Annotated in this window: 23 protein-coding genes and 4 tRNA genes; 12 read left to right on the forward strand and 15 right to left on the reverse strand. The window is 67.4% G+C overall.

From position 1 onward, the window contains the following. Positions 1-110 precede the first annotated feature (110 nt). Both LGM42_RS15175 and LGM42_RS15180 read left to right on the forward strand, forming a co-directional pair. Positions 111-2,255 (forward strand): phosphocholine-specific phospholipase C, encoded by a 2,145-nt coding sequence (locus LGM42_RS15175; RefSeq protein ID WP_059573972.1) that lies wholly within the window; start codon positions 111-113, stop codon positions 2,253-2,255. Positions 2,256-2,626: 371 nt separating this feature from the next. Beyond that, positions 2,627-3,775 carry a branched-chain amino acid ABC transporter substrate-binding protein gene (locus LGM42_RS15180; protein ID WP_060313301.1) on the forward strand — a complete coding sequence of 383 codons (1,149 nt, stop codon included), beginning with the start codon at positions 2,627-2,629 and terminating at the stop codon, positions 3,773-3,775. 140 nt (positions 3,776-3,915) lie between these two features. Here LGM42_RS15180 and LGM42_RS15185 read toward each other — a convergent pair whose 3' ends face one another. Beyond that, positions 3,916-4,665 carry a FadR/GntR family transcriptional regulator gene (locus LGM42_RS15185; RefSeq protein ID WP_011544971.1) on the reverse strand — a complete coding sequence of 250 codons (750 nt, stop codon included), beginning with the start codon at positions 4,663-4,665 and terminating at the stop codon, positions 3,916-3,918. 360 nt (positions 4,666-5,025) lie between these two features. Between LGM42_RS15185 and gudD the strand changes: the two genes are divergently transcribed. Beyond that, positions 5,026-6,378 (forward strand): glucarate dehydratase, encoded by a 1,353-nt coding sequence (gene gudD, locus LGM42_RS15190; protein ID WP_226232603.1) that lies wholly within the window; start codon positions 5,026-5,028, stop codon positions 6,376-6,378. Between the two features lie 95 nt (positions 6,379-6,473). On the opposite strand, the gene LGM42_RS15195 is transcribed toward gudD, so the two are convergent. The 3 genes from LGM42_RS15195 to LGM42_RS15205 form a co-directional block, all read right to left on the reverse strand. Next, positions 6,474-6,938, reverse strand: a complete 465-nt coding sequence (locus tag LGM42_RS15195) for a DUF2214 family protein (RefSeq protein WP_059573975.1) — start codon at positions 6,936-6,938, stop codon at positions 6,474-6,476. Positions 6,939-6,976: 38 nt separating this feature from the next. Continuing rightward, a complete protein-coding gene (locus LGM42_RS15200) occupies positions 6,977-7,786 on the reverse strand; it encodes a hypothetical protein (RefSeq protein WP_226232604.1) in 810 nt (269 codons plus the stop codon). Between the two features lie 232 nt (positions 7,787-8,018). Beyond that, on the reverse strand, positions 8,019-9,083 hold the full coding sequence (locus LGM42_RS15205) for a glycosyltransferase family 4 protein (protein ID WP_034186533.1): 1,065 nt from the start codon (positions 9,081-9,083) through the stop codon (positions 8,019-8,021). 557 nt (positions 9,084-9,640) lie between these two features. Between LGM42_RS15205 and LGM42_RS15210 the strand changes: the two genes are divergently transcribed. Then, positions 9,641-11,476, forward strand: coding sequence for an ABC transporter ATP-binding protein (locus LGM42_RS15210; RefSeq protein WP_226232605.1), 1,836 nt, complete (start codon positions 9,641-9,643; stop codon positions 11,474-11,476). Positions 11,477-11,554: 78 nt separating this feature from the next. Here the strand turns inward: LGM42_RS15210 and otsA are convergent, their stop codons facing one another. Together otsA and otsB are read right to left on the reverse strand one after the other, a co-directional pair. Continuing rightward, positions 11,555-12,940, reverse strand: coding sequence for an alpha,alpha-trehalose-phosphate synthase (UDP-forming) (otsA, locus tag LGM42_RS15215; RefSeq protein ID WP_059573978.1), 1,386 nt, complete (start codon positions 12,938-12,940; stop codon positions 11,555-11,557). After that, positions 12,937-13,689: a trehalose-phosphatase gene (otsB, locus tag LGM42_RS15220; RefSeq protein WP_060313290.1), complete on the reverse strand. Its 753-nt coding sequence runs from the start codon at positions 13,687-13,689 to the stop codon at positions 12,937-12,939. Before otsB ends, otsA begins: the two co-directional genes overlap by 4 nt. Positions 13,690-13,968: 279 nt before the next feature. Here otsB and LGM42_RS15225 point away from each other — a divergent pair, with 279 nt between their 5' ends. Genes LGM42_RS15225 through LGM42_RS15235 form a run of 3 tightly spaced genes read left to right on the forward strand, consistent with a single transcriptional unit; the run spans position 13,969 to position 15,918 of the window. Continuing rightward, positions 13,969-14,583 (forward strand): SCO family protein, encoded by a 615-nt coding sequence (locus LGM42_RS15225; RefSeq protein WP_226232606.1) that lies wholly within the window; start codon positions 13,969-13,971, stop codon positions 14,581-14,583. Between the two features lie 8 nt (positions 14,584-14,591). Beyond that, on the forward strand, positions 14,592-15,038 hold the full coding sequence (locus tag LGM42_RS15230) for a copper chaperone PCu(A)C (protein WP_060313284.1): 447 nt from the start codon (positions 14,592-14,594) through the stop codon (positions 15,036-15,038). 10 nt (positions 15,039-15,048) lie between these two features. Further along, the gene (locus LGM42_RS15235; RefSeq protein ID WP_060313281.1) at positions 15,049-15,918 is read left to right on the forward strand and encodes a cytochrome c oxidase assembly protein; all 870 of its coding nucleotides are present in this window, start codon (positions 15,049-15,051) and stop codon (positions 15,916-15,918) included. Between the two features lie 15 nt (positions 15,919-15,933). Here LGM42_RS15235 and LGM42_RS15240 read toward each other — a convergent pair whose 3' ends face one another. Then, positions 15,934-16,425, reverse strand: a complete 492-nt coding sequence (locus tag LGM42_RS15240) for a GNAT family N-acetyltransferase (protein ID WP_226232607.1) — start codon at positions 16,423-16,425, stop codon at positions 15,934-15,936. A gap of 134 nt (positions 16,426-16,559) precedes the next feature. Continuing rightward, positions 16,560-17,426 carry a pirin family protein gene (locus tag LGM42_RS15245; RefSeq protein WP_226232608.1) on the reverse strand — a complete coding sequence of 289 codons (867 nt, stop codon included), beginning with the start codon at positions 17,424-17,426 and terminating at the stop codon, positions 16,560-16,562. 111 nt (positions 17,427-17,537) lie between these two features. Here LGM42_RS15245 and LGM42_RS15250 point away from each other — a divergent pair, with 111 nt between their 5' ends. Next, positions 17,538-18,455, forward strand: a complete 918-nt coding sequence (locus tag LGM42_RS15250; RefSeq protein WP_226232609.1) for a LysR family transcriptional regulator — start codon at positions 17,538-17,540, stop codon at positions 18,453-18,455. Between the two features lie 114 nt (positions 18,456-18,569). Beyond that, positions 18,570-19,073: a GAF domain-containing protein gene (locus LGM42_RS15255; protein ID WP_059573986.1), complete on the forward strand. Its 504-nt coding sequence runs from the start codon at positions 18,570-18,572 to the stop codon at positions 19,071-19,073. A 113-nt stretch (positions 19,074-19,186) separates the two neighbouring features. Here the strand turns inward: LGM42_RS15255 and map are convergent, their stop codons facing one another. After that, complete coding sequence (gene map, locus LGM42_RS15260) at positions 19,187-19,993, reverse strand: type I methionyl aminopeptidase (RefSeq protein WP_059573987.1); 807 nt, start codon at positions 19,991-19,993, stop codon at positions 19,187-19,189. Beyond that, the gene (locus tag LGM42_RS15265; RefSeq protein ID WP_059573988.1) at positions 19,993-20,229 is read right to left on the reverse strand and encodes a ParD-like family protein; all 237 of its coding nucleotides are present in this window, start codon (positions 20,227-20,229) and stop codon (positions 19,993-19,995) included. The genes map and LGM42_RS15265 overlap by 1 nt, the downstream gene beginning before the upstream one ends. A gap of 146 nt (positions 20,230-20,375) precedes the next feature. Here LGM42_RS15265 and LGM42_RS15270 point away from each other — a divergent pair, with 146 nt between their 5' ends. Both LGM42_RS15270 and LGM42_RS15275 read left to right on the forward strand, forming a co-directional pair. Then, positions 20,376-20,993, forward strand: coding sequence for a helix-turn-helix domain-containing protein (locus LGM42_RS15270; protein WP_226232610.1), 618 nt, complete (start codon positions 20,376-20,378; stop codon positions 20,991-20,993). Between the two features lie 50 nt (positions 20,994-21,043). Continuing rightward, positions 21,044-21,592, forward strand: coding sequence for a GNAT family N-acetyltransferase (locus LGM42_RS15275; RefSeq protein ID WP_060965765.1), 549 nt, complete (start codon positions 21,044-21,046; stop codon positions 21,590-21,592). A gap of 153 nt (positions 21,593-21,745) precedes the next feature. Here the strand turns inward: LGM42_RS15275 and LGM42_RS15280 are convergent, their stop codons facing one another. Beyond that, the gene (locus tag LGM42_RS15280) at positions 21,746-23,224 is read right to left on the reverse strand and encodes a sensor domain-containing diguanylate cyclase (RefSeq protein ID WP_060313265.1); all 1,479 of its coding nucleotides are present in this window, start codon (positions 23,222-23,224) and stop codon (positions 21,746-21,748) included. Between the two features lie 194 nt (positions 23,225-23,418). On the opposite strand from LGM42_RS15280, the gene LGM42_RS15285 reads away from it, so the two are divergent. Next, positions 23,419-23,673, forward strand: coding sequence for a hypothetical protein (locus tag LGM42_RS15285; protein WP_226232611.1), 255 nt, complete (start codon positions 23,419-23,421; stop codon positions 23,671-23,673). Here LGM42_RS15285 and LGM42_RS15290 read toward each other — a convergent pair. The 4 genes from LGM42_RS15290 to LGM42_RS15305 all read right to left on the reverse strand — a co-directional run bounded on the left by LGM42_RS15290 (position 23,642) and on the right by LGM42_RS15305 (position 24,145). After that, a tRNA-Cys gene (locus LGM42_RS15290) sits at positions 23,642-23,715 on the reverse strand. The two genes, LGM42_RS15285 and LGM42_RS15290, sit on opposite strands and share 32 nt — an antisense overlap. 98 nt (positions 23,716-23,813) lie before the next feature. Next, positions 23,814-23,889: transfer RNA gene (locus LGM42_RS15295), tRNA-Gly, on the reverse strand. Positions 23,890-23,940: 51 nt separating this feature from the next. Then, positions 23,941-24,016 (reverse strand) — tRNA-Gly (locus LGM42_RS15300). Positions 24,017-24,069: 53 nt separating this feature from the next. Further along, positions 24,070-24,145: transfer RNA gene (locus LGM42_RS15305), tRNA-Gly, on the reverse strand. Positions 24,146-24,268 lie beyond the last annotated feature (123 nt).

Genomic DNA, 24,268 nt, shown 5'->3' on the forward strand with positions numbered 1-24,268 from the left:
TCGCTATGCTCGCGGCGGCACGCACCGACGCAGCCGCATCCTGCGATTCGGTGCGCGCCTTTCCCGCAGGTCCCGCCAATCGGCTCCCCCTTTACCGCACGATAACGACCATGACCCGATCGAACCGTCGTGACTTCCTGCGCGTCGCCGCCGGCACTGCCGGCGCCGCCGCGCTGAACCTGTTTCCGCCCGTGATCCGGGATGCGCTCGCGATTCCCGCGAACCGCCGCACCGGCACGATCCGCGACATCGAACACATCGTGATCCTGATGCAGGAGAACCGCTCGTTCGACCACTACTTCGGCACGATGCGCGGTGTCCGCGGCTTCGGCGACCCGCGCCCGTTGCGCCTCGCGAACGGCAAGTCGGTGTTTCACCAGCCGGTCGGCCCGGCCGAACTGCTGCCGTTCCACCCCGGCGCGGACAAGCTCGGCCTGCAGTTCCTGCAGGACCTGCCGCACGGCTGGCAGGACATGCACGCCGCGTGGAACAAGGGCCGCTACGATCAGTGGGTGCCGAACAAGGGCACCACGACGATGGCGTACCTCAAGCGCGACGACATCCCGTTCCATTACCAGCTCGCCGACGCGTTCACGATCTGCGACGCGTACCACTGCGCGATCCCGAGCTCGACCGACCCGAACCGCTACTACATGTGGACGGGCTACGTCGGCAACGACGGCACGGGCGGCGGCCCGGTGCTCGGCAACGAGGAAAAGGGCTACGGCTGGACGACGTATCCGGAAGTGCTCGAACAGGCCGGCGTGTCGTGGAAGATCTACCAGGACGTCGGCACGGGGCTCGACGCGAACGGCTCGTGGGGCTGGACGCAGAACCCGTACATCGGCAACTACGGCGACAACGCGCTGCTCTACTTCAACCAGTACCGCACCGCGCTGCCCGGCACGCCGCTGTACGACAAGGCGCGCACCGGCACCAACATCAGCGCCGGCGGCACGCTGTTCGACGTGCTGCAACAGGACGTGAAGAACGGCACGCTGCCGCAGGTGTCGTGGATCTGCGCGCCGGAAGCGTATTCCGAGCACCCGAACTGGCCCGCGAACTACGGCGCGTGGTACATCGAGCAGGTGCTGAAGGCGCTCGTGTCGAATCCCGACGTGTGGAGCAAGACCGCCCTCTTCATCACGTACGACGAAAACGACGGCTTCTTCGATCACGTGCCGCCGCCGTTCGCGCCGCAGTCGCGCGAGAACGGGCTGTCGACGGTCGCGACGACCAACGAGGTATTCGCCGGCGACGCATCGCACATGGCCGGCCCGTACGGGCTCGGGCCACGCGTGCCGATGCTGGTCGTGTCGCCGTGGACCAAGGGCGGGTGGGTCTGCTCGCAGACCTTCGATCACACGTCGCTGCTGCAATTCATCGAGGCGCGGTTCGGCGCGCAGTATCCGGTCACGGCCGCCAACGTGTCGCCGTGGCGTCGCGCGGTGTGCGGCGACCTGACCGCCGCGTTCGATTTCGCGACGGCCGATGCCGGCTGGCCGACGCTGCCCGATACGAGCGGCTACGCGCCGCCGGATCGCAATCGCCACCCCGATTACATCCCGGTGCCGCCGGTGCTGCAGAAGCTGCCGAAACAGGAAGCCGGGCTGCGCCCGGCGCGCGCGCTGCCGTACGAGCTGTTCGTGCACGGCCGAGTCGAAGCCGCGAACGGCCAGTTCCGGCTGACCTTCGCGAACACGGGCCGCGCGGGCGCCGCGTTCCAGGTCCAGTCGCGCAACCGCGTCGACGGCCCGTGGACGTACACGGTCGAAGCCGGCAAACGCATCGCCGATACGTGGAGCGCGGCCGCCTCGCTCGGCCTGTACGACCTCGACGTGTACGGCCCGAACGGCTTCTACTGCCATTTCCGCGGCCCGTTCGCGACCGGCGTCGGCAGCGCGAACGTGAACCCCGAAGTGATCTACGGCTACGACGTCGCGAACGGCAACATCACGCTGCGCCTGATGAACCGCGGCCACAAGGCGGTGCGGCTCAAGGTCACGAACGCGTACGGCCACGGTCACGCGCGTACGTTCGATCTCGCGCCGGGCGCGCACGTCGACGATTACTGGGACCTGCGCGGCAGCCACGGCTGGTACGACCTGACCGTCAGCGACGGCCGGCAGCTCGGCTTCCTGCGCCGCTTCGCCGGCCACGTCGAAACGGGCCGCCCGAGCACCAGCGACCCGCTGATCCGCACGACCGCGTCGCACGACGACGCCGAGGCCGCCTCGGACGCCCTGTCCGACTGACGTCGGCCCACGCGCGGCGCGGCCCCGACAGGCCGCGCCGCGCCCTTGCCCCGCACCGCTCCCCCCTTCCCCGCGCCCGTTCCGTTCGCGACGGGAAACTCCCGATACCGGCCGTGGCCGGTCGCGCGGAAGCTATGCGCAAATCCGCATCGAATGCGCGGCAAATTTCCAAGACCCGCGCATATCGGCGACCTATATATCGAGGCAATCGGGGCTCTTCGCGGAGCCTGCCGGGAGATGTTTCCGAGGATCACGATGCCGACCTCCCCGCCCGATTCCGAGAAGCGGTCGAACCGCCCGCCCGTCGCACGCGCCCGGCCCGTCCTGGTGCGCGCGGTATCCACTCGCCGGTGTCGAACAAGAGGAACAACATGAAATTCCGTCATTCCCTGCTGTCGGTGTCCATCGCATCCGCGCTTGCCCTCCTCTCGCAACAGGCCGCGCAGGCGGCCGACACAACCGACGTGAAGGTCGGCTTCGCCGCGCCGCTCACGGGTGTGAACGCCGGCTACGGCAAGGATCTGCAAAACGGTGTCCAGCTCGCGCTCGACGATGCGGCCGCGCAGAAGGTGCAGATCGCCGGCAAGCCCGCCCGCTTCAATCTCGTCGTGCAGGACGACCAGGCCGACCCGCGCATCGGCGTGCAGGCCGCGCAGGCGCTGGTCGACCAGAACGTGTCGGTCGTGGTCGGCCACTTCAACTCGGGGACGACGATTCCGGCGTCGGTGGTCTACGACAAGGCCGGCATTCCGGTGATCGACCCGGCCGCGACCAACCCGACGCTCACGTCGCGCGGGCTCGCGAACATGTTCATGGTGATCGCGACCGACGGCCAGAATGCGGGCAACGCGGGCAAGTACGCGGTCGAGGTGACGAAGGCGAAGCGCATTGCGATCATCGACGACCGCACCGCGTTCGGCCAGGGCGAGGCCGACGAATTCGAGAAGGCCGTGAAGGCCGCGGGCGGCAACCTCATCGGCCGCGAATTCACCAACAACCAGGCGGTCGATTTCCGCGCGCAGATCACGAGCCTGAAGGCCAAGAATCCCGACCTGATCTTCTTCGGCGGCCTCGATTCGCTCGCCGCGAACTTCATCAAGCAGATGCGCCAGCTCGGGCTGAATGCACAGTTCGTCGGCGGCGGCGGCGTGAAGGACAACGAGTTCATCAAGATCGCGGGCCCGGCCGCCGAAGGCGCGATGGCATGGGAATACGGCCGTCCGCTCGACGAGCTGCCGCAGGGCAAGGATTTCGAGGCACGCTTCAAGAAGCGCTTCGGCGTCGACGTGCTGTCGTATGCGCAGTTCGGCTATGACGCGGCGTGGGCGGCGATCAAGGCGATGCAGGCGGCCAACTCGACCGACCCGAAGGCCTATCGCCCGGCGCTCAAGAAAATCGACTTCGAAGGCGTGACCGGCCGCATCTCGTTCGCGAACGACGGCTCGCTGAAGAGTGGGATGTCGACGCTGTACCAGGTGAAGAATGGCGCGTGGAAGACGATCGTGACGAAGGGAGGCTGATCGGCGACGGAGGCGGCCGGCGGCGGAAACGCCGCCTCGCCGCTGAGACCGGCGCGGCTCGCACCGATCTCGTATGACGACTGATGTTGAAGCGATTCGACCAGGCCCGCCGCCGCGCGGCCCCCCGCCCCAGCCAGCGGTCAGCCGGCCTCGGCCTCCGCCGCCTCGTGCGCGCGGCGCAGCCGCTCGCGGCTGTTCGTGAGGTGCGTGCGCATCGCGGCGCGGGCCGCTTCCGGGTCGTGGCGCGCGATCGCCTCGTAGATGTCCTCGTGCTCGTGGTTCAGCCGGCCCACGTAACGCTCGAGGTCGTCGCCGGCAAAGCGCGCCGAGTTCACGCGCGTGCGCGGGATGATCGACGTGCCGAGCTGCGTCATGATGTCGACGAAATAGCGGTTGCCGGTGGATTGCGCGATCTGCAGGTGGAACTGGAAGTCGAGCTGCGCGGTGTCGCGGCCGCCGCCCGCGCCCGTCGCGATCGCGTCGAGCGCGCGCCGCAGCGCGGCGAGGTCGGCATCGTTCGCGCGCTGCGCGGCCAGGCTCGCGCACTCGCTTTCGAGGCTGATGCGCAGCTCCAGCACCGCGAGCACGTCGCGCAGCGTCGTGATCGTCGCGGGATCGATGCCGAGCGTCTGGCGGCGCGACGGCTCCAGCACGAAGCTGCCGATGCCATGGCGCGTCTCGACGAGGCCGCTCGCCTGCATCCGCGAGATCGCCTCGCGCACGACCGTGCGGCTCACGCCCTGCGCCGCCATGACTTCGGTTTCGGTCGGCAGCTTGTCGCCGGGACGCAGCGTGCCGTTTTCGATCTGCGCGGTCAGCGCGTCGACGACATCTTGTGCGAGGCTGCGTGCGCGACGGCGCGGCGCTGCGGGAAGCGTAGGCACGGACATGTGGCCGGTTCCTTTTTGAATGATCGTAATGTGAGCCGAGGGTTTACGCGGGGTTTGAGCGAAAGCCGATGATTCATTATACTGCGTCACAAGTCATCCGACGACTGATGATCGGCGCACGGATCTCCTGTCGACTCAGGTCGGCCGTTCAGCACCGCCCCCGGTCCCGTGCGTGACAATCGGGCCGCGTTCGCGTTTCGCGTGCCGCCGGCCCGGTTGCCGCTTTCACCCCGTTCCGGGTTGCGTCGACATGCGGGCCTTGCGCGCCGCGCACGTCGGTTGTCGAATGATCGCACCTCCCGCCGCGCGCGGCAAAGCTTTTGCCGCACGGCATCGCCCACTCTCTCGCCATCGCCGCCCATGAACGCCGTCACTGCCTCGCCCTCCCCCGACACGCCGCGCATCGTCGACCTGCAAGCGATTCCGGTCGCCGGCCACGACAGCATGCTGCTCAACCTGAGCGGCGCGCACGGCCCGTTCTTCACCCGCAACCTCGTGATCCTGAAGGACAGCGCGGGTCGCACGGGCGTCGGCGAAGTGCCGGGCGGCGAAAGCATCCGCCGCACGCTCGACGACGCGCGCGCGCTCGTCGTCGGCCAGCCGGTCGGCAACTATCATGCGGTGCTCAACGACGTGCGACGCACCTTCGCCGACCGCGACGCGAGCGGCCGCGGGCTGCAGACCTTCGACCTGCGCACGACGATCCACGCGGTCACCGCGCTCGAGGCCGCGCTGCTCGACCTGCTCGGTCAGCATCTCGGCGTGCCGGTCGCCGCGCTGCTCGGCGAAGGCCAGCAGCGCGAGCGTGTCGAGATGCTCGGCTACCTGTTCTACATCGGCGATCGCACGAAGACGGCGCTGCCCTATCGCGACGGCCGCGGCGCGACCGACGACTGGACGCGCGTGCGCGACGAAGCCGCGCTGACGCCCGAAGCCGTCGTGCGGCTCGCCGAAGCCGCGCATGCGCGCTACGGCTTCAACGACTTCAAGCTGAAGGGCGGCGTATTCGAAGGGGCAAGCGAGATCGAGGCCGTGACGGCGCTCGCCGAGCGCTTCCCCGACGCGCGCGTGACGCTCGATCCGAACGGCGCATGGTCGCTCGACGAGGCCGTGCGGCTGTGCCGCGACCAGCATCACGTGCTCGCGTACGCGGAAGATCCCTGCGGCGCGGAGAACGGTTACTCGGGCCGCGAGGTGATGGCCGAATTCCGCCGCGCGACGGGGCTGCCGACGGCGACCAACATGATCGCGACCGACTGGCGGCAGATGGGCCATGCGGTGCAGCTGCACGCCGTCGACATCCCGCTCGCCGATCCGCACTTCTGGACGATGCAGGGCTCGGTGCGGGTCGCGCAGATGTGCCGCGACTGGGGCCTCACGTGGGGTTCGCATTCGAACAACCACTTCGACGTGTCGCTCGCGATGTTCACGCACGTCGCGGCTGCGGCGCCGGGCCAGGTCACCGCCATCGATACGCACTGGATCTGGCAGGACGGCGAACGGCTGACGCGCGAGCCGCTGAAGATCGAGAACGGGCTGGTGGACGTGCCGAAGCGGCCGGGGCTCGGCATCGACATCGACATGGATGCGGTCGCGCGCGCGCACGAGCTGTACAAGCAGCACGGCCTCGGCGCCCGCGACGACGCGGCGGCGATGCAGTATCTGATTCCGGGCTGGACGTTCAACAACAAGCGCCCGTGCCTCGTGCGCTGAGCACGGACCGACCGGGCGGCAACGTCGCCCGGTCACGCCCGGGCGGCCGCCTCTAGCCGGGGATCCCCTGAGCGGGCGTCCCTAGCCGGCCGCACCTAGCCGGCCGCACCAATCCCCCGCGCCATCCCCGACGCGGCGAACACGATGACGATCACCAGCACCGCCTGCCAGTGGCCGATCCGCACATAGGTGCGCGCACGGCCGATATCGGGCATCTGCTGCCGCCGCGCGGCGACACGCCAGCGGATCAGCCCCAGCATCGGCACGACCTCGAGCAGCAGGATCAGCACGAGCGCGGTCATCTTCAGGTGAAAGAGCGGTTCGTGCAGGTAGTACGCGGTCCCTTTTTCGAAACCGCCGAACGCACGCGCGAGGCCCGTCGCGATCAGGACGAGCGCGGACAGCCCCCAGAGCGCATCCGCCTTGAACACGCCGGGCAAATCGGCCGCCTGCGCCGACGCGACGAGCCGGCGCAACGCGCGGTTACGCGCCGCGATCGCGGCAAACGCGACGCCGAACGCACTCAGGTGGATGGCAGCCAGCAACCAACGGACGATCATCGCGCCTCCTTGTCGCCCGCGTCCGTGCGCGGGCCGTGTCAGACGATTTGCTTGAGCGCCGCGTCGAGCGCGAGCACCGCGACGCGGTCGCCTTCGGTCGCGAGCGGCGTGCGCATCACGATCTGCCGGTTGTGGCCGACAGCCGCCGGCGAATCCCACAGCAGCTCCACCTTCGGTCGATTGAACAGGCTGCCGCGACGCGGCGGCACGACCACCGGCTGCGCGCCTTGCACGCCCTGTTCGCCCGCGGCGGGCGCCGCGCGGCCGGGCCAGCGCACCGACAGTTCGCGCGCGTCGTACTGGCCGACCTTGCGGCTTTCCATCCAGACGATCGCGGTGCGCGTCAGCATGTCGAGCGAGATCGCATACCGGCCGACCGCGAAGCGGCGCGCGGCCACGTTGGTCCGCCACAGCGGCCGCGGCCGGCAGATCCACACGATCGCCGCGTACAGCGCCGGCGCGGCGACGAGCCAGCCGTTGGTGGCCGTCACCGCGTGCAGCGCGCGGCGCCAGCCGGCCGCCCACGTGAAGGCGCCGATCGACCACACCGCGAACAGGAAACCGATCAGCGCGAACGCGCGCAGCGCCTGGCGCAGCCACTGCGGCAGCGGATGGAACGGCCGCTCGGCCCGTGCGGCGGCACCCGGCAACGCGAGCAGCAGGAAGATCAGGATGAGGTAGATGAATGCCCACGGCGACGACACCATCGCCGACAGCGACGAGCGATAGCCCATCTGGGACATCGAGAACAGCCAGCGCGCGAGCAGCACGAGACCGATCGCGCGCAACGCGAAGATCACACCGGCGCCGGGGGCCGGCGCTGCGCGCGTGGTTTTCGTTCTCGCCAAGACTGCTCTCCTCTGGATATTCGTACCGGGCCGGATTTCACGGCACGGCCATTATAGGGACATTACCGTCTGGACAGACGGCCGGATGGCGTGCCGGGCCGCTTCGAAGGCGGTTCGCGGCGCCGGGCGCGGCGAGAATACAACACATCCGCGCCGCGGATGTGACAACGCCCCGCCGGAAGACCCGGACGGGGCGTCGTACGGTCGCGCGCCGCCGTGCGGCGGCCCGCAATCAGCTTGCGTTGACTTCGCGGAGCACCGTGCGGCGCTTCTGGCGCAGCAGTTCCTCGTAGCCCTTCACGTAGTTCTGCGCCATCACCTTCGACGAGAAACGGGCTTCGAACGCGGCGCGAACCTTTTCGCGCGGCAGCGTATCGAGGCGCTTGAGCGCGGCGACGGCCGACAGTTCGTCTTCGACGACGAAGCCCGACACGCCGTTGTCGATCACTTCCGGCACCGAGCCGCGCTTGAACGCGATCACCGGCGTGCCGCAGGCCATCGCCTCGATCATCACCAGGCCGAACGGCTCCGGCCAGTCGATCGGGAACAGCAGCGCGTGCGCGTTGCCGAGGAATTCGGTCTTTTCGGCTTCGCTGATTTCACCGATGTACTCGACGTGCGGCAGCGCGAACAGCGGCTTGATCTTCTCTTCGTAGTACGCGCGGTCGGCCTTGTCGAGCTTCGCGGCGATCTTGATCGGCAGGCCGGCCTGCTCGGCGATGCGGATCGCGGTGTCGACGCGCTTTTCCGGCGAGATGCGGCCGAGGAACGCGAGGTAGCTCGGCTTCACGTTCGGGATCGGCGTCAGCAGGTTTTCCGGCAGGCCGTGATACACGGTCGACAGCCAGTTCGCCTGCGGCAGCGGGATGCGCTGGTTGTCGGAGATCGACACGACCGGCACGTCGCTGAATGCGTTGAAGATCGGCTGCAGCTCCGGCAGGTCGAGACGGCCGTGCATCGTCGTCAGATGCGGGACCGGCTGGCGCGAGAACAGCGAGAACGGGTAGTAGTCGATGTGGCAGTGCAGGACATCGAACTCTTCCGCGCGGCGGCGCACCTGCTCGAGGAGCAGCATGTGCGGGGCCATCACGTCGCGGATGGTCGGGTCGAGGCGCAGCGCCTGCGGCCAGCACGCTTCGAGCTTCGCGGAGGTCTGCGAATCGCCGCTCGCGAAGAGCGTGACGTCATGCCCCATCTCGACGAGTGCTTCGGTGAGGTAGGACACCACTCGCTCGGTACCGCCGTACAGTTTCGGGGGCACCGCTTCATGCAACGGAGCGATTTGGGCGATTCGCATGCGTAACTCCTAAAAAATCGGCAAAAAACCAGGTATGGGTCGGCAACCTGCCGGGGGCCGGGATGCATGTCGTCCGAAAGTCGGACGAATCAGCCTGCCGGGGCGTCGAACCCGCGCTGCTCAAGGAGCGTCGTCGACGCGACAGGCATAGAACGTTTGAAACGAAGACCCGTTGACAGGGGTTCGTAAAAAACCTGGAATCGAACCCGGAGCCGATTATCTAGGGTTAATCCCGATACGGCGCACGACATTTCAAACTCTTTACTTTGTTACAAAGGCGCAACACTTTGCAACCCGCGGACTCGGGCGTCCGTTCTAGAGTGGAAGGCCGTTTTGGCGATCCTCGTTAACCCGCAGCTGCCGGCAGCGTGATTTCGGCACACGCGGCAGGACGGGATGCCGGATTTTATCTCAAAATCGAACGCGAGCCCCTGGCCAAGGCAAGATTCGCGCAGCGCGACGCGCGGCCTTGTTTACAATGCCGGATTATTCAGTCCGAGCGCGCCGGCCTGCGATCCAGCCGCCACGCTCAATCACCGAATCACCGCACGCATATTTTGGAATCTCTCACCCCTGCCCAGCGCAACGCCCACAACGCGAAGCTGTCGAGCTACGCGCATCGGCCGATCGCGTTCCTGTTCCGCTACATCCGCCTCCATCCGGTCGCCCACCTGGTGGTGCTCTGCAGCGTGCTGGCCGCCGTCGGCTGCGCGCTCGGCTCCCAATATGCGATCAAGCACCTGATCGACGTGCTGGCGACCGGGCGGCATCATCCCGGCCCGCTGTGGAGCGCGTTCGCGCTGCTCGTCGGCCTGATCGCGGCCGACAACCTGCTGTGGCGCGTCGGCGGCTGGGTCGCCGCGCACACGTTCGTCGCGGTCACCGGCGACCTGCGGCGCGACCTGTTCCAGTACCTGATCGGCCATTCGCCGACGTATTACTCGGAGAAGCAGCCGGGCACGCTCGCCAGCCGCATCACGGCCACGTCGAACGCGGTCTACACGTCGGAGAACACGATGGCGTGGAACGTGCTGCCGCCGTGCATCGCGGTGATGGGCGCGATCCTGATGATCATCGTCGTCAATCCGCTGATGGCGGCCGGCCTGCTCGGCTGTTCGGCCGTGCTGTCCGTCATCCTGTTCAAGCTGGCCGGCCGCGGCTCGGCACGCCATCACGCATTCGCGGCGAAGGCCGCGGCGGTCGACGGCGAGCTCGTCGACGTGATCGGCAACATGGGCCTCGTGCGCGCGTTCGGGATGACGCTGCGCGAACAGAAGCGCTTCAGCGCGACGGTCAAGGCGGAGATGGATGCGCGCCAGCAAAGCCTGCTCTATCTCGAAAAGCTGCGCCTGCTGCACGCGGTGATCACCGCGATGCTGTCCGCCGGCCTGCTCGGCTGGGCGCTGTGGCTGTGGGACCAGGGCCGCGCGACGTCGGGCGACATCGTGCTCGTCAGCTCGCTCGGCTTCACGATCCTGCACGGCACGCGCGACCTCGCGGTCGCGCTCGTCGACGTCACGCAGCACGTCGCACGCCTGTCCGAAGCGGTGAAGACGTTGCTCGAACCGCACGGGATGCCGGACCGTTCCGACGCGCAACCGCTGTCGGCCACGGGCGGCCGCGTCGACTTCGAGCGCGTGACGTTCGCGTACACGCACCGCCGCGCGATCCTCGACCATTTCGACCTCCATATCGAGCCGGGCCAGCGTGTCGGCCTGATCGGCAAGTCGGGCGCCGGCAAGTCGACCGTGCTGGCGCTCCTGCAGCGCTTCTACGACACGCAGGACGGTGTCGTGAAGATCGACGGCCAGGACGTGAAGGGCATCACGCAGGACAGCCTGCGCCATGCGATCGCGCTGGTGCCGCAGGACATCTCGCTGCTGCATCGGACGATCTACGACAACATCGCGTACGGCCGCCCCGACGCGACCCGCGAGGAAGTGCTCGCCGCGGCGCGCGACGCGCGCTGCGCGGAATTCATCGAGGCGATGCCGGAAGGCTATGACACGATCGTCGGCGACCGCGGCGTCAAGCTGTCGGGCGGCCAGCGCCAGCGCATCGCGATCGCGCGCGCGATCCTGAAGGATGCGCCGATCCTGCTGCTCGACGAAGCGACGTCGGCGCTCGACAGCGCGTCCGAGGAAGCGATCCAGAGCGCGCTCGACCGCCTGATGGTCGGCCGCACGGTGATCGCGATCGCGCACCGCCTGTCGACGCTGCGCAACTTCGACCGCATCATCGTGATGAGCAACGGCAAGGTGATCGACGACGGCCCGCCCGACGTGCTGCGCAACCGTCCCGGCCTGTATCGCGACCTGCTCGCGAAGCAGCACGGCCGCCATCACGCGGCGCCCGCCGACGGCAACACGCCGACCGGCGAACGCGTGGCCTGACGCGCCGGCATACCGCCGACGAAAAAGCCGCCTTGCTTGCGCACGGCGGCTTTTTCAATTGCAGCGGGGGCAATCCAGTCAGACCTGCTGCAGATCGCGCAGGAAATTGTCCCGCCACACCGACACGTTGTTCTCGCGAAGCTGCGCGATCATGTCCGCGTAGCGCGCGCGCCGCTCGGCGAGCGGCATCGTCAACGCCTGCGACAGCGCATCGGCCATCCCGTCGATATCGATCGGATTGACGATCAGCGCGCCGGTAAGCTCGCGTGCGGCGCCCGCAAAGCGCGACAGCACCAGCACGCCCGGATCGTCCGGATTCTGCGCGGACACGTACTCCTTCGCGACGAGGTTCATCCCGTCGCGCAGCGGCGTCACGAAGCCCACGCGCGCGAGCCGGTACAGCGCGGCCAGCAACTGGCGGTCGTACTGGCGGTGAATGTAGAGGATCGGCGCCCAGTCGAGTTCCGCGTAGCGCCCGTTGATGCGCCCCGACTCCGCTTCGAGCTGCAGGCGGATGTCCTGGTATGCGCGCAGGTCCGCGCGCGTCGACGGCGCGATCTGCAGGAACGACACGCGGTTGCGAATCGACGCCTGGTGCTCGAGCAGCTTCTCGAAGGCCCGGAAGCGCTCGACGAGCCCCTTCGAATAATCGAGCCGGTCGACGCTCATGATCAGTTGCCGCCCGCGTAGCGACGTCGCGAGCGTACGCACCGCCTTGCCGTTCTCGCCGGCCTGCGCGAGCGACGCGATCTCGTCCGGATACACGCCGATCGGATAGGCGGCCGCGCGCAGCGTCTGGCCGAACGCATGCACGCTTACCGTATTCCCGTCGCGCTCGACGTCGCCGCCCGCCTCGAACTCGACGTAATCGCAGAACGCGCGCAGGTCGGGCTCGGTCTGGAAGCCGAGCAGATCGAACGCGCACAGCGACTCGACGAGCTCGCGGTGCGGCGGCACGTTGACGAGCACCTGCGCGGCCGGAAACGGGATGTGCAGGAAGAAGCCGATGCGGTTCTTCACGCCGGCGTCGCGCAGCGCGCGCGCGAACGGAATCAGATGATAGTCGTGCACCCAGATCACGTCGTCGTCCTGCAGCAGCGGCACGAGCTGCTGCGCGAGCCACACGTTGACGCGGCGGTAGCCGTCGAATTCGTGGCGATCGTACTGGATCAGGTCCGCGCGGTAATGGAACGCGGGCCACAGCGTCGCGTTCGAGAAACCGCGGTAATACTGGTCGTAATCGCGGCGCGACAGCCCGACGGTCGCGAACGTCACGGGCCCGCGCTCCTCGATGCGGATCTGCGGCTGCGGCGCGCCGGACGCGACCACGTCGCCGCTCCAGCCGAACCACATGCCGCCGGTTTCCTTCAGCGCGTCATAGACGCCGATCGCGAGGCCGCCCGCCGCCGGTTCGCCTTCCGAGATCGGCGCGACGCGGTTTGAAACGATGATGAGCCGGCTCATGCGTGCGGCTGCCCCGCGCCGAGCCAGCGTGCGATCTGCTCATGCAGGGCATCGACCGAATCGAGCCGCATACGCGCGGACGTCTCGCCCGCGCCGATCTTGATCGACAGGCCGCCGCGCGCATTGACCACCGCGAAGCCCTTCTCGTCGGTCAGGTCGTCGCCCGCGAACAGCGGCACGCGGCCCGCGAACGGCGGCTCGTCGAGGAACGCGGCCAGCGCGCGGCCCTTGTCGACGCCCTTCGGCTTGATCTCGAACACCATCTTGCCCGGTTGCAGCACGTACGCATCCGCATAGTCGGCGACGAGGCGCTCGGCCGCCTCGCGCGCCACCGCCTCGCGCTCGGGCGCATTGCGAAAGTGCAGCGCGACGGCCGCGCCCTTGATTTCGAGCAGCATGCCCGGATGGCGGTCGACCACGTCGGCAAGCTCGCGCTCGATGCGCAGCAGGCGTTCGTCGTTGAAGCCGATGCGCTGCGTGTCGCCGTTCGCATCGCGGCGCTCCGCGCCGTGCAGGCCGGCGATCGGCAGGCCGGGCATCTTCAGGAACGTGTCGAGGTTGTCGATGCCGCGCCCGGACACGATCGCGACCGCGCCGTGCGAGCGGCGCGACAATTCGTCGAGCAGCGTCAGCAGCGACGGCGGAACGCGAATGCTGTCGGGCGTCGGCGCCAACTCGACGAGCGTGCCGTCGAAGTCGAAGAAGAACGCGGTATCGGTCAGGGACAGGGAAGCCGGAACGGATTGCATCGATTCGATAGTCTGAGGGCCGGCCGGCACACGCCGGCCGCCGCTGCGAATGGAGTTGTGCGCATCTTACCGCGCCTGCGCCCCCAGATGGGCGAAACCGGGGCAGCGCGGACCTCGCGCCGCCCGCCGCGTCAACTGCGACATATTGCCCCGCTGGCCGGCACCGTACCGGTTTCAAAACGACGCAGGCGCGCGAATTGCGCTACAGTCGCAACCGCCTGCCGCGCGACGCATGGCATCGCGCCGGCCGGTCACCCATTTCGCCCGATCGAGCCCAGGATGCCGTCTCGCCTCTTCCGCCTCATCCGCAGGTCCGCGGCCCTCGCCGCCGCCGTGGCGCTCGCCGCGTGCACGCGCGACGAGCCGCGCTGGAACCTGACCAACGTCACCGGCCACCTGCCCGACCTGTCGTTCAGGCTGACGGGCGGCGACGGCCGTCCCGTCGACGCCGATGCGTTCCGCGGCCGGGTCGCGCTCGTCTACTTCGGCTACACGCACTGCCCCGATGTCTGCCCCGAAACCTTGGCGCGGCTGATGGACGTGCTCGCGAAGCTCGGCCCCCAGGCGGACAACGTGCGCATTCTGTTCGTATCGGTCGATCCCGCGCGCGATACGCCGCAGGCGATGCAGTCCTATGTCGCCGCGTTCGACCCCGCGCATGCGCGCGGGCTGACCGGCACCGACGGCCAGATCGAGTCGCTCGCCAAGCGCTATCGCGTCGCGTACCAGATGGAAAAACGCGATCCGTCCGGCGGCTACGAAGTCACGCACAGCTCGGCCGTCTACATCTTCGACGCGACCGGCCGCGCGCGCCTGCTCGCGACCGATCGCGATTCGCCCGACGCCATCGCCGCCGATGTGCGCCGGATCATCGACACCGCCTCCTCGACCTGAACCGCGCCATGAACACGAAAACGACACTCAAGACGTTCACCCTCCTCGCCGCGCTGTGCGCCGGCGCCCACGCATATGCCGCCGGCGCGATCAGCGCGCAGAACGCGTGGGTGCGGTGGCTGCCGAACAAGCTGCCCGCCGGCGGCTACGTGACGCTCGTGAATACCGGCGACAAGCCGATCGACCTCGTCGACGTCGACAGCCCCGACTACGGGATGGCGATGCTGCACCAGACGGTATCGAACGGCTCGACGCAGAAGATGGAAATGGTCGACAAGCTGACGATCCCCGCGCGCGGCAAGGTCGACATCGCGCCGGGCGGCTATCACTTCATGCTTGAGGAGCCGAAGCACGCGATCAAGCCGGGCGACACCGTGCACCTGCGCCTGAAATTTTCCGACGGCGAAACGGTCGATGCGCCGTTCGCCGTGAAATCGCCGGCCAAGGCGAAGTGATGCGCGCGCGATGAACCTCCTGTACTGGCTCGATCCGTGGGAACCGTCGCCGACCGTGGTCATCGCGGTGCTGACGGCCGCCGTGCTGTTCGCGCGCGGCGTGAAGAAGGCGAAGGTGTCGCCGCTGCGGCAGTTCTCGTTCTGGTTCGGGCTGGCGGCGCTCTACATCGCGCTGCATACGCGGCTCGACTATTTCTTCGAGCACGAATTCTTCCTGCACCGCGCGCAGCACCTCGTGCTGCATCACCTCGGGCCGTTCTTCATCGCGCTGTCCTATCCGGGTGCGGCGATCCGGGCGGGCATTCCATTCCGCTGGCGGCAGCGCTTCGTGCGTCCCGCGCTTGCGTGGGCGCCGGTACGGGCGACGCTCGACGTGGTGTTCCATCCGGTCGTCGCGGTCGTGCTGTTCGTCGGGCTGATCTATTTCTGGCTGCTGTCGCCCATCCATTTCATCGCGATGCTCGACTGGCGCCTGTATCGCGTGATGAACTGGAGCATGGTGATCGACGGGCTGCTGTTCTGGTGGCTCGTCGTCGATCCGCGTCCCGCGCCGCCCGCGCGGCTGTCGCCGGGCCGCCGGATCCTGATCGTCGTCGCGGCGATCCCGCCGCAGATCGCGCTCGGCGCGCTGATCTTCTTCACGCCGCACGAGCTGTATCCGATCTACTCGATCTGCGGCCGCGCGTTCACGTGGCTGAGCCCGATGCGCGACCAGCAGATCGGCGGCCTGCTGCTGTGGATTCCCGGCTCGATGATGAGCGTGATCGGCGCGCTGATCGCGCTGCGGCACTGGCTGCGGCTGTCCGCGCGCGGGCGCCTGATCGGCGAACGGGCCGCGCAGCGTGCGGACGAGCCGCCGGTCGCACGCGCCGCGCACTGACCGCCGCGGCGCGCGTCACGCGCGCGCGCTGCTCATCCACACGTGCGGAATGCCGTCCTCGTCATGCACGTCCGAACTCGGCGTGAAGCCGAATGCCCCGTAGAAACGCTGCAAGTGGGCCTGCGCATGCAGGCTCACCGGCGTTTCCGGCCACTGCGCACGGATATGCTCGAGCGCGCGCGACAGCAGCCCGTTGCCGAGGCCCGCGCCGCGAAACGCGGCGGTCGTCAGCACGCGGCCGATGCGCACGTCGGTGTGCTGCGCGTCGGGCAGCAGCACGCGCAGATAACCGGCCAGGCGGCCGGCCGGATCGAAGGCCGCCAGGTGCCATGCGGCCTGATCCGCATCGTCGATGTCGCGATACACGCAGTTCTGTTCGACGACGAAGACGGCGCTGCGCGCTTCGAGGATCGAATAGATTTCGCGCGCCGTCAGCGCGTCGAAGGGTTTCCAGCGCCAGTCGAGATCGGCGGCGCTCGGGGATGCGGCGGGTGCGGAGGCGTTCATGTGCGGTCCTGATTCGGGCGCGCCGACCGGCGCGCGGCAACCGTCGATTATGCCTCGAAGCGCACATGGCGCGCGACCGCCAGCCCGCGCGCGAAAAAAAGCCCCGCGTCGCGCGGGGCCTGCTCATCAAGCCGTCATGCCGGCATCTTGCCGAAGCGGCCACTGTTGAAATCGTCGATCGCGGTCCGGATTTCTTCTTGCGAGTTCATCACGAACGGGCCGTAACCGACGACGGGCTCGTCGATCGGCTCGCCGCTCAGGATCAGCAGCTTCGCGTCGCCGTTCGCTTCGATCTCGACGTCGCTGCCGTCGCGGCCGAGTTGTACGAACTGCGCTTCGCGCGCCACCGTCTCGCCGTTCACCAGCACGGTGCCGCCCAGCACGACCACCGCGAGCGTCCGCCCTTCGGCGACCGGGAACCGCGCATGGCCGCCTGCCACGAGCCGCACGTCCCACACGTCGATCGGCGTGTGTGTGCGGGCCGGGCCGCGCCGCCCGTCGAGTTCACCGGCGATGATCCGGGCCCGCCCCGCGCCGTCCGGCAGCTCGACCACCGGGATATCGGCGTTCAGCAGCGTCTGGTAGCCCGGCGCGCCCATCTTGTCCGCGGCGGGCAGGTTCACCCACAGCTGCACCATCTCGAGCGGGCCGCCCCGCTTCGTGAACGCCTCCGAGTGGAATTCCTCGTGCAGGATCCCGCTCGCGGCCGTCATCCACTGCACGTCGCCCGGGCCGATCGTGCCGCCCGCGCCGGTCGAGTCGCGGTGCGCGACTTCGCCGTCGTAGACGATCGTCACCGTTTCGAAGCCGCGGTGCGGGTGCTGGCCGACCCCGCGCGGCGCCGAAGCCGGCTCGAAGTTCGCGGGGCCGGCGTAGTCGAGCAGCAGGAACGGGCTCAGATGCGCGCCGTGAGACTGGTAGCTGAACATCGAACGCACCGGGAAACCGTCGCCGACCCAATGGCCGCGCGGCGCACTGTAGACACCCTGGATCTTCTTCATTGCCCTTCTCCATATTGCGGCGAAACCCGTGTTTCGCATCCTTGAATAACAATATAGAGATGGAACGATCCATCCGGTAGACTGCCGAAATCGCACTCAGCGTTCCATTTCATGAACGATAAAGCGCGGGATCTCAACGATCTCTACTACTTCGTGCAGGTCGTCGAACACGGCGGCTTCGCGCCGGCCGGACGCGCGCTGGACATGCCGAAATCGAAGCTGAGCCGCCGCATCGCGCTGCTCGAGGCGCGGCTCGGGATGCGGCTGATCCAGCGTTCGACGCGCCGCTTCACGGTCACCGACGTCGGCCAGACCTATTACGCGCATTGCCGCGCGATGCTCGTCGAGGCCGACGCCGCCGACGAGGCGATCGCGCTGCTGCACGAGGAGCCGCGCGGCATCGTGCGCGTCAGTTGCCCGATCGTGCTGCTCGATTCGCTGGTCGGCACGATGATCGCCGCGTTCATGGCCGCCTGCCCGCGCGTCGAGATCCATCTGGAAGCGACCAACCGGCGCGTCGACGTGGTCGGCGAAGGGATCGACGTCGCGATCCGCGTGCGTCCGCCGCCGCTCGAGGACAGCGATCTCGCGCTGCGCGTGCTCGCCGAGCGCGGCCAGTGTCTCGTCGCGAGCCCTGCGCTGCTGCGCGAGCACGGCGTGCCGGCCGTTCCCGCCGATCTCGCGCGCCTGCCGAGCCTCGATCACGGCGTGCCGCAGTCCACCCACGTGTGGCGGCTGCGCGGACCCGACGGCGCGCAGGCGGAAATCCACCACCAGCCGCGCCTCGTCACGGGCGGCATGCTCGCGCTGCGCGCGGCGGCCGCCGCAGGCGTCGGCATCGTGCAGTTGCCGACGATGATGGTGCGCGACGAAGTCGCACGCGGCGAACTGACGACCGTCCTGCCCGACTGGGCGCCGCGTCGCGAGATCGTGCACGCGGTGTTCGCATCGCGTCGCGGGCTGCTGCCCGCGGTCCGGGCGCTGCTCGACTTTCTGGCGGAGCGGTTCGCCGAGCTCGAACCCGACTGAGCGCACCGCGTCCCACCACATCGTGCGCTGCAGACCGCCCGCGCGTGCCGTAGACTGCGGTACGCGCAGTGCGCCGTCAGTGCGCCTTTTGACAACCCCTATCGCTTTCCCGCCATGTTCACGCTGTCCAACGACCCCACCGCCTCCAAGGCCGATCAATACGCGACGCTCGTCGAGCAGGCCCGCGCGCTCGTCGAGTCCGAACGCGACCTGACCGCCAATGCGGCGAATTTCTCCGCGCTTGTCTATCACTCGCTCGATCGCCTGAACTGGGCCGGCTTCTACTTCTTCGACGGCACCGAGCTCGTGGTCGGGCCGTTCCAGGGCAAGCCCGCGTGCGTGCGGATCGCCCTCGGCAAGGGCGTGTGCGGCACGGCCGCGCAAACCCGCGAGACGCAGGTCGTGCGCGACGTGCACGACTTCCCCGGCCATATCGCGTGCGATGCGGCGTCGGAATCGGAAATCGTCGTGCCGCTGGTGGCGGGCGACGGCACGCTGATCGGCGTATGGGATGTCGATAGCCCGGTCGCCGCGCGCTTCGACGACGAAGACCGCAAAGGAATGGAAGCGCTGTGCCGCGTGTTCGTCGAACACGCGTGGCGGAAGGCGCGCGGTTGACCGTCGCTGCGCGGCGGCGCCGGCCGCCGCGAACGACACGGGCCCCGCGAAGGGGCCCGTTTCATTGCAACGCCGCGCCGCCGGATGCGGCGCGCTGGCCGCATCAGGCCGCGTCAGGCTGCGTGCGCGCCGGAAGACGCGGCGAACGCCTGCGGCGTCGCATCCTCGGTCAGCACCTCGAAGCCCGTTTCCGTCACCACGACCATGTGCTCCCACTGCGCGGACAGCGAATGGTCCTTCGTGACGACCGTCCAGCCGTCGGCCAGCACGCGCGTATCGCGCTTGCCCGCGTTGAGCATCGGCTCGATCGTGAAGATCATCCCCGGCCGCAGCGGTACGCCGGTGCCCGGGCGGCCGTAGTGCAGCACCTGCGGCTCGTCGTGATAGACGTCGCCGATGCCGTGCCCGCAATACTCGCGCACCACGCTGAACCCTTCGCGATGCGCGACCTGCTGGATCGCGTAGCCGACGTCGCCGAGCGTCGCGCCCGGACGCACCGCGCGGATGCCGGCATGCATCGCCTCGTAGGTCGCCGCGACGAGCCGCCGCGCGAGTTCGTTCGGTTCGCCGACGAAATACATGCGGCTCGTGTCGCCGAACCAGCCGTCCTTGATCACCGCGATGTCGAGGTTCACGATGTCGCCGTCGCGCATCGGCCGCGACGTCGGAATGCCATGACAGACCACGTGGTTCACCGACGTGCACAGCGTCTTCGGATAGCCGTGGTAGCCGATGTTCGCGGGGATCGCACCCAGCTCGTCGACGATGTACTCGCGACAGCGCGCGTCCAGCTCGTCGGTGGTGACGCCCGGCTTCACATGCTCGGTGATCATCGTCAGCACCTGCGACGCGAGCTTCGCGGCTTCGCGCGATTTCGCGATTTCCGCGGCGCCGCGGATCGGGATTTCTCGCTTCGCCATTACGCCACCTGCTCGATGTGATGCGCGACCGGTTCCGCCGCCCTCGCGTCGCCGCCCCGCGCCTCGGCTTCGATCAACATCTTGCAGATGTCGCCGTAGGACAGCGCCGGGTTGAGTTCCGCCAGCATCCCGACGCGCAGCCAGTGTTCGGCCTGCGCGTTGATCGACCGGCTCAGCGCCGTGCTCGTCGAGCGCAGCCGTTCATGCATGTGCTCGGAAATCTTGATGATGCCCATATATCCCCAATTAAACGAAACGTAGCTGTTTCGTATATTACGCCGCGCGCGACGCCCGGGCAAGCCATTCGACTCCCGCCTCGCTCGACGAGCCGCGGCAAATGCCGTTGACATCGAATTCCAGTTTGCTGGAAAATCTATCCATCATGAAAGAATCTGCGATCACCGCAGCCGACGATACCGGCATCAACGAACGCATTGCCCGGCGCGTGCGCGATCTGCGCACCGTTCGAGGCTACACGCTCGACGCGCTGGCCGCGCGCTCCGGCGTCAGCCGTTCGATGATCTCGCTCATCGAACGCGCATCGGCCAGCCCGACCGCCATCGTGCTCGACAAGCTCGCGGCCGGCCTCGGCGTATCGCTGGCCGGGCTGTTCGGCGGCGACCGGAACGATGCGCCCGCCCAGCCGCTCGCACGGCGCGCGCAGCAGGTCGAATGGCGCGATCCGGCGTCCGGCTATGTGCGGCGCAACCTGTCGCCGGCCGGCTGGCCGTCGCCGCTCCAGCTCGTCGAGGTCGATTTCCCGCCCGGCGCGCGCGTCGCGTACGACAGCGGCGGGCGCGAAAGCGCGCTGCATCAGCAGGTGTGGATCATCAGCGGCCGCGTCGACGTCACGTTCGGCGACACGCTTCACGAACTTCACGAAGGCGACTGTCTGGCCATGCGGCTCGACCAGCCGCTGATCTTCAGCAATCCGTCGTCGCATGCCGCGCGCTATGTCGTCGCGATCTGCGATGCATCCGCCGCCGTGCGGAGCGCGTGATGCGTGCATCGCGTGCGCAAGCGGTTTAAAGCCAACAGGAAGGAACCCGCATGAATTCCCCGACACCGCGCGACGACGTGCGCCTGATCGATTGCAGCGAGGCCGAACACGCGGCGGCCATCCTCGAGATCCTGAACGACGCGATCCTGAACTCGACCGCGCTGTACGACTACCGGCCGCGCCCGCCGGAAGCGATGGTCGCGTGGTTCGCGACGAAGCGCGCGGGCGGCTTTCCGGTCATCGGCGCCGTCGACGCGGCGGGCACGCTGCTCGGCTTCGCGAGCTGGGGCACGTTCCGCGCATTTCCGGCGTTCAAGTACACGGTCGAACACAGCGTCTACGTGCGCCATGACCAGCGCGGTCGCGGGCTCGGCGAACTGCTGCTGCGCGAAGTGGTCCGGCGTGCACGCGAAGCGCAGGTGCACGTGCTGGTGGGCTGCATCGACGCGGCCAATGCCGGCAGCATCGCACTGCATACGAAGCTGGGGTTCGTGCACGCAGGCACGATCGCGGAAGCGGGATTCAAGTTCGGCCGCTGGCTCGATGCGGCGTTCTATCAGTTGAAGCTCGAGACGCCGGCACAGCCGGTGGACGGGTGATCTCGCCTCGCGTGGCGGCCGTCGCACCCACCGCGACGCGGCAAAGGAAGTGCCCCGCGGGACTTTTCTCGTCCGCAAATGACAAGTCTTCGCGGAGTCACCGACGGCCCGAAACGAAAGTAACTTCGACAATCCTCCGCGGGTGGGCCACCGTCAAACCGACGACTGAAAGGTGGAAACCTTGTTCCGACCGGTTGCCTTCGCGTAATACAACGCCTCGTCGGCCGCCTTGATGATCGCTCCAGGCTCGCCGTCCTGATCCGGCACCCAACTCGCCAACCCGATACTGGCGGTCACGCGCCCGTATTCGCTTCCGGCGTGCTCGAGCGCCAGTTCGTTGATCGCCGCGCGTATTCGTTCAGCAGTCTGGGCTGCCCCCGTCTCTGGTGTGTCAGGCAGCAGCACGACGAATTCCTCTCCGCCGTAGCGAGCCGCTGTATCGATCGGTCGGCGAATGTTGTCGCCGATGCAGCGCGCGACTGCAGCCAGCGCATCGTCCCCCGCCTGGTGACCATAGGTATCGTTGTAGGCCTTGAAACGATCGACATCGACGAACAGCAACGAGAAAACGGAATGGGCTCGCCGCGCACGGCGCCACTCCCGGTCCAGAACCTCGCCAAAGGTGCGGCGATTGTTGAGGCCGGTGAGCCCGTCGGTGCGAGCCAGCAGTTCGAGCTCGGATTCGGCGCGCATCCGACGCCGCAGCTGCGCGCTGAGAAATACGGATAGCGCAATGAAGGCTGCGCCGAATGTCGCGACGAGTAGACCAATCGTCGTGGCGCGGCGGCGCCACGCGGCATAAATGTCCTGCTCCGCCTCTGCGACCATGATGATCAGTGGCAGATTCGGAAAATTCTTGAAGTAGTAGAGACGGCGCACGCCGTCGATCGACGACGTTTCCGAGAACGAGCCATCGGGTGCGCGCCGGAAGCGCTGAAACGTTGCGGCTTTGCCGAGATCGCGGCCGATGGTCCGGACGTCGTACGGCTGCCGCATGATCATGATGCCGTCCTTGCCGATCAGCGATATCGAGCCATGTTGTCCCAATGACAATCCGGCGAACAGCTTGTGGAAATATTCGAGGTTAATCGCGATCAGCGCGATACCGGCAAACGAGCCATCCGGATTCGATATGCGCCGCGACAGCGCAATGCTGAGCATGCCGGCGCGCAAGCGCGACGCGAATGGATCGCTGACATAGAGCCCTACGTTCGGGTTGTCGCGATGGACGGTGAAGTACTTGCGATCGGCAAAATTGCCCTTGCGCGGCACGTCGTTGGCCGAATCCAGAATGATGTTTCCGTCGGCATCGAGCACCAGTTGCGATCCGATGAATTGCGCCGTCATTGCATGATCGAACAACACGCCCCGCCGCAGCGCGGGCGCCGCTGCCATCACGTCGGGACGTTGCAGACCATGGATCAGCGCCTGCAAGGACAGATCGTAGAGTTCGAAGTTGCGCTCGATGTCGCGCTCGGCCATCAGGCCGAGATTGCGCGAGGTTTCGCTGGCCCGCTCCAGTGCGTCGTGACGGCTTTGGAACAGTTGCAGCACGCACAGGCCCATCAGCGCGCATGCGATCACGACACCGACTGCCACAACGAAATAAGGGGCTGCCGTCCGGGGTTGCATGAATCTCCTCGCTGCTCATTGTGCACGCCCGCACCGGGCGTGAGTGCGCATACAGGATCGGCTCGACGCATTGACGGGTGCAGCGCCAAACTGACCGAAAACCGGAAACGGCTAGAGTCTATCGAACGTGAAGCGCCGACAAAACAGTACCGGGGGCCCGCTCTTCCGAGATTATTAAATAATATGAGGAAACCATGTTCCCGACAGAATATGTGAGGCGCGCCACGATCAGCCGGCCCGTGCGGCGACACATGCCGATCAGCGCATCATTGCACCACGCTTCCACCCTCGTGCAGTTGCACTTCGCTGTATTTGCGGTGATCAGTTATGTCGGGACTAGCACCAGCAGGCGGGCGCCCATGCTCGGCGCACAAAAAGAAAAAGCCCTGATTTCTCAGGGCTTTTTCTCTTCTTACTTGGAGGCGCGAGCCGGAGTCGAACCGGCCTAAACGGCTTTGCAGGCCGCTGCATAACCGCTTTGCTATCGCGCCAAAAGCGGACTGTCCGGATGCCGTGAGGCAAGCGACAGATTTTTATTCGAGGACCGGAAGTCCATCAAATAAAAAGGGAAGCGTGGCTTCCCATGACTTGGAGCGGGAGACGAGTCTCGAACTCGCGACCTCAACCTTGGCAAGGTTGCGCTCTACCAACTGAGCTACTCCCGCATTGTCCTGCATCTGCAGCGCTTCGCCGTACCACACGCTGCCGGAAAAATCTGGAGCGGGAGACGAGTCTCGAACTCGCGACCTCAACCTTGGCAAGGTTGCGCTCTACCAACTGAGCTACTCCCGCATGTGTCCTGCATCTGCAGCGCTTCGCCGTACCACGCGCTGCCAGAAAAAATCTGGAGCGGGAGACGAGTCTCGAACTCGCGACCTCAACCTTGGCAAGGTTGCGCTCTACCAACTGAGCTACTCCCGCGTATTGCTGCACTACTGCTTCCCCGTCACACATTCACTTCGTCGTGCAGCGGAGAAGCGAGATTATGTCGAAGGCACATTCGTATGTCAAGGGCTTTTCCAGCCCTTTTTACAAAAACCGCTG

It is taken from the genome of Burkholderia sp. AU39826 (genome assembly GCF_020419965.1).
In the GTDB taxonomy this organism is placed as follows: domain Bacteria; phylum Pseudomonadota; class Gammaproteobacteria; order Burkholderiales; family Burkholderiaceae; genus Burkholderia; species Burkholderia semiarida.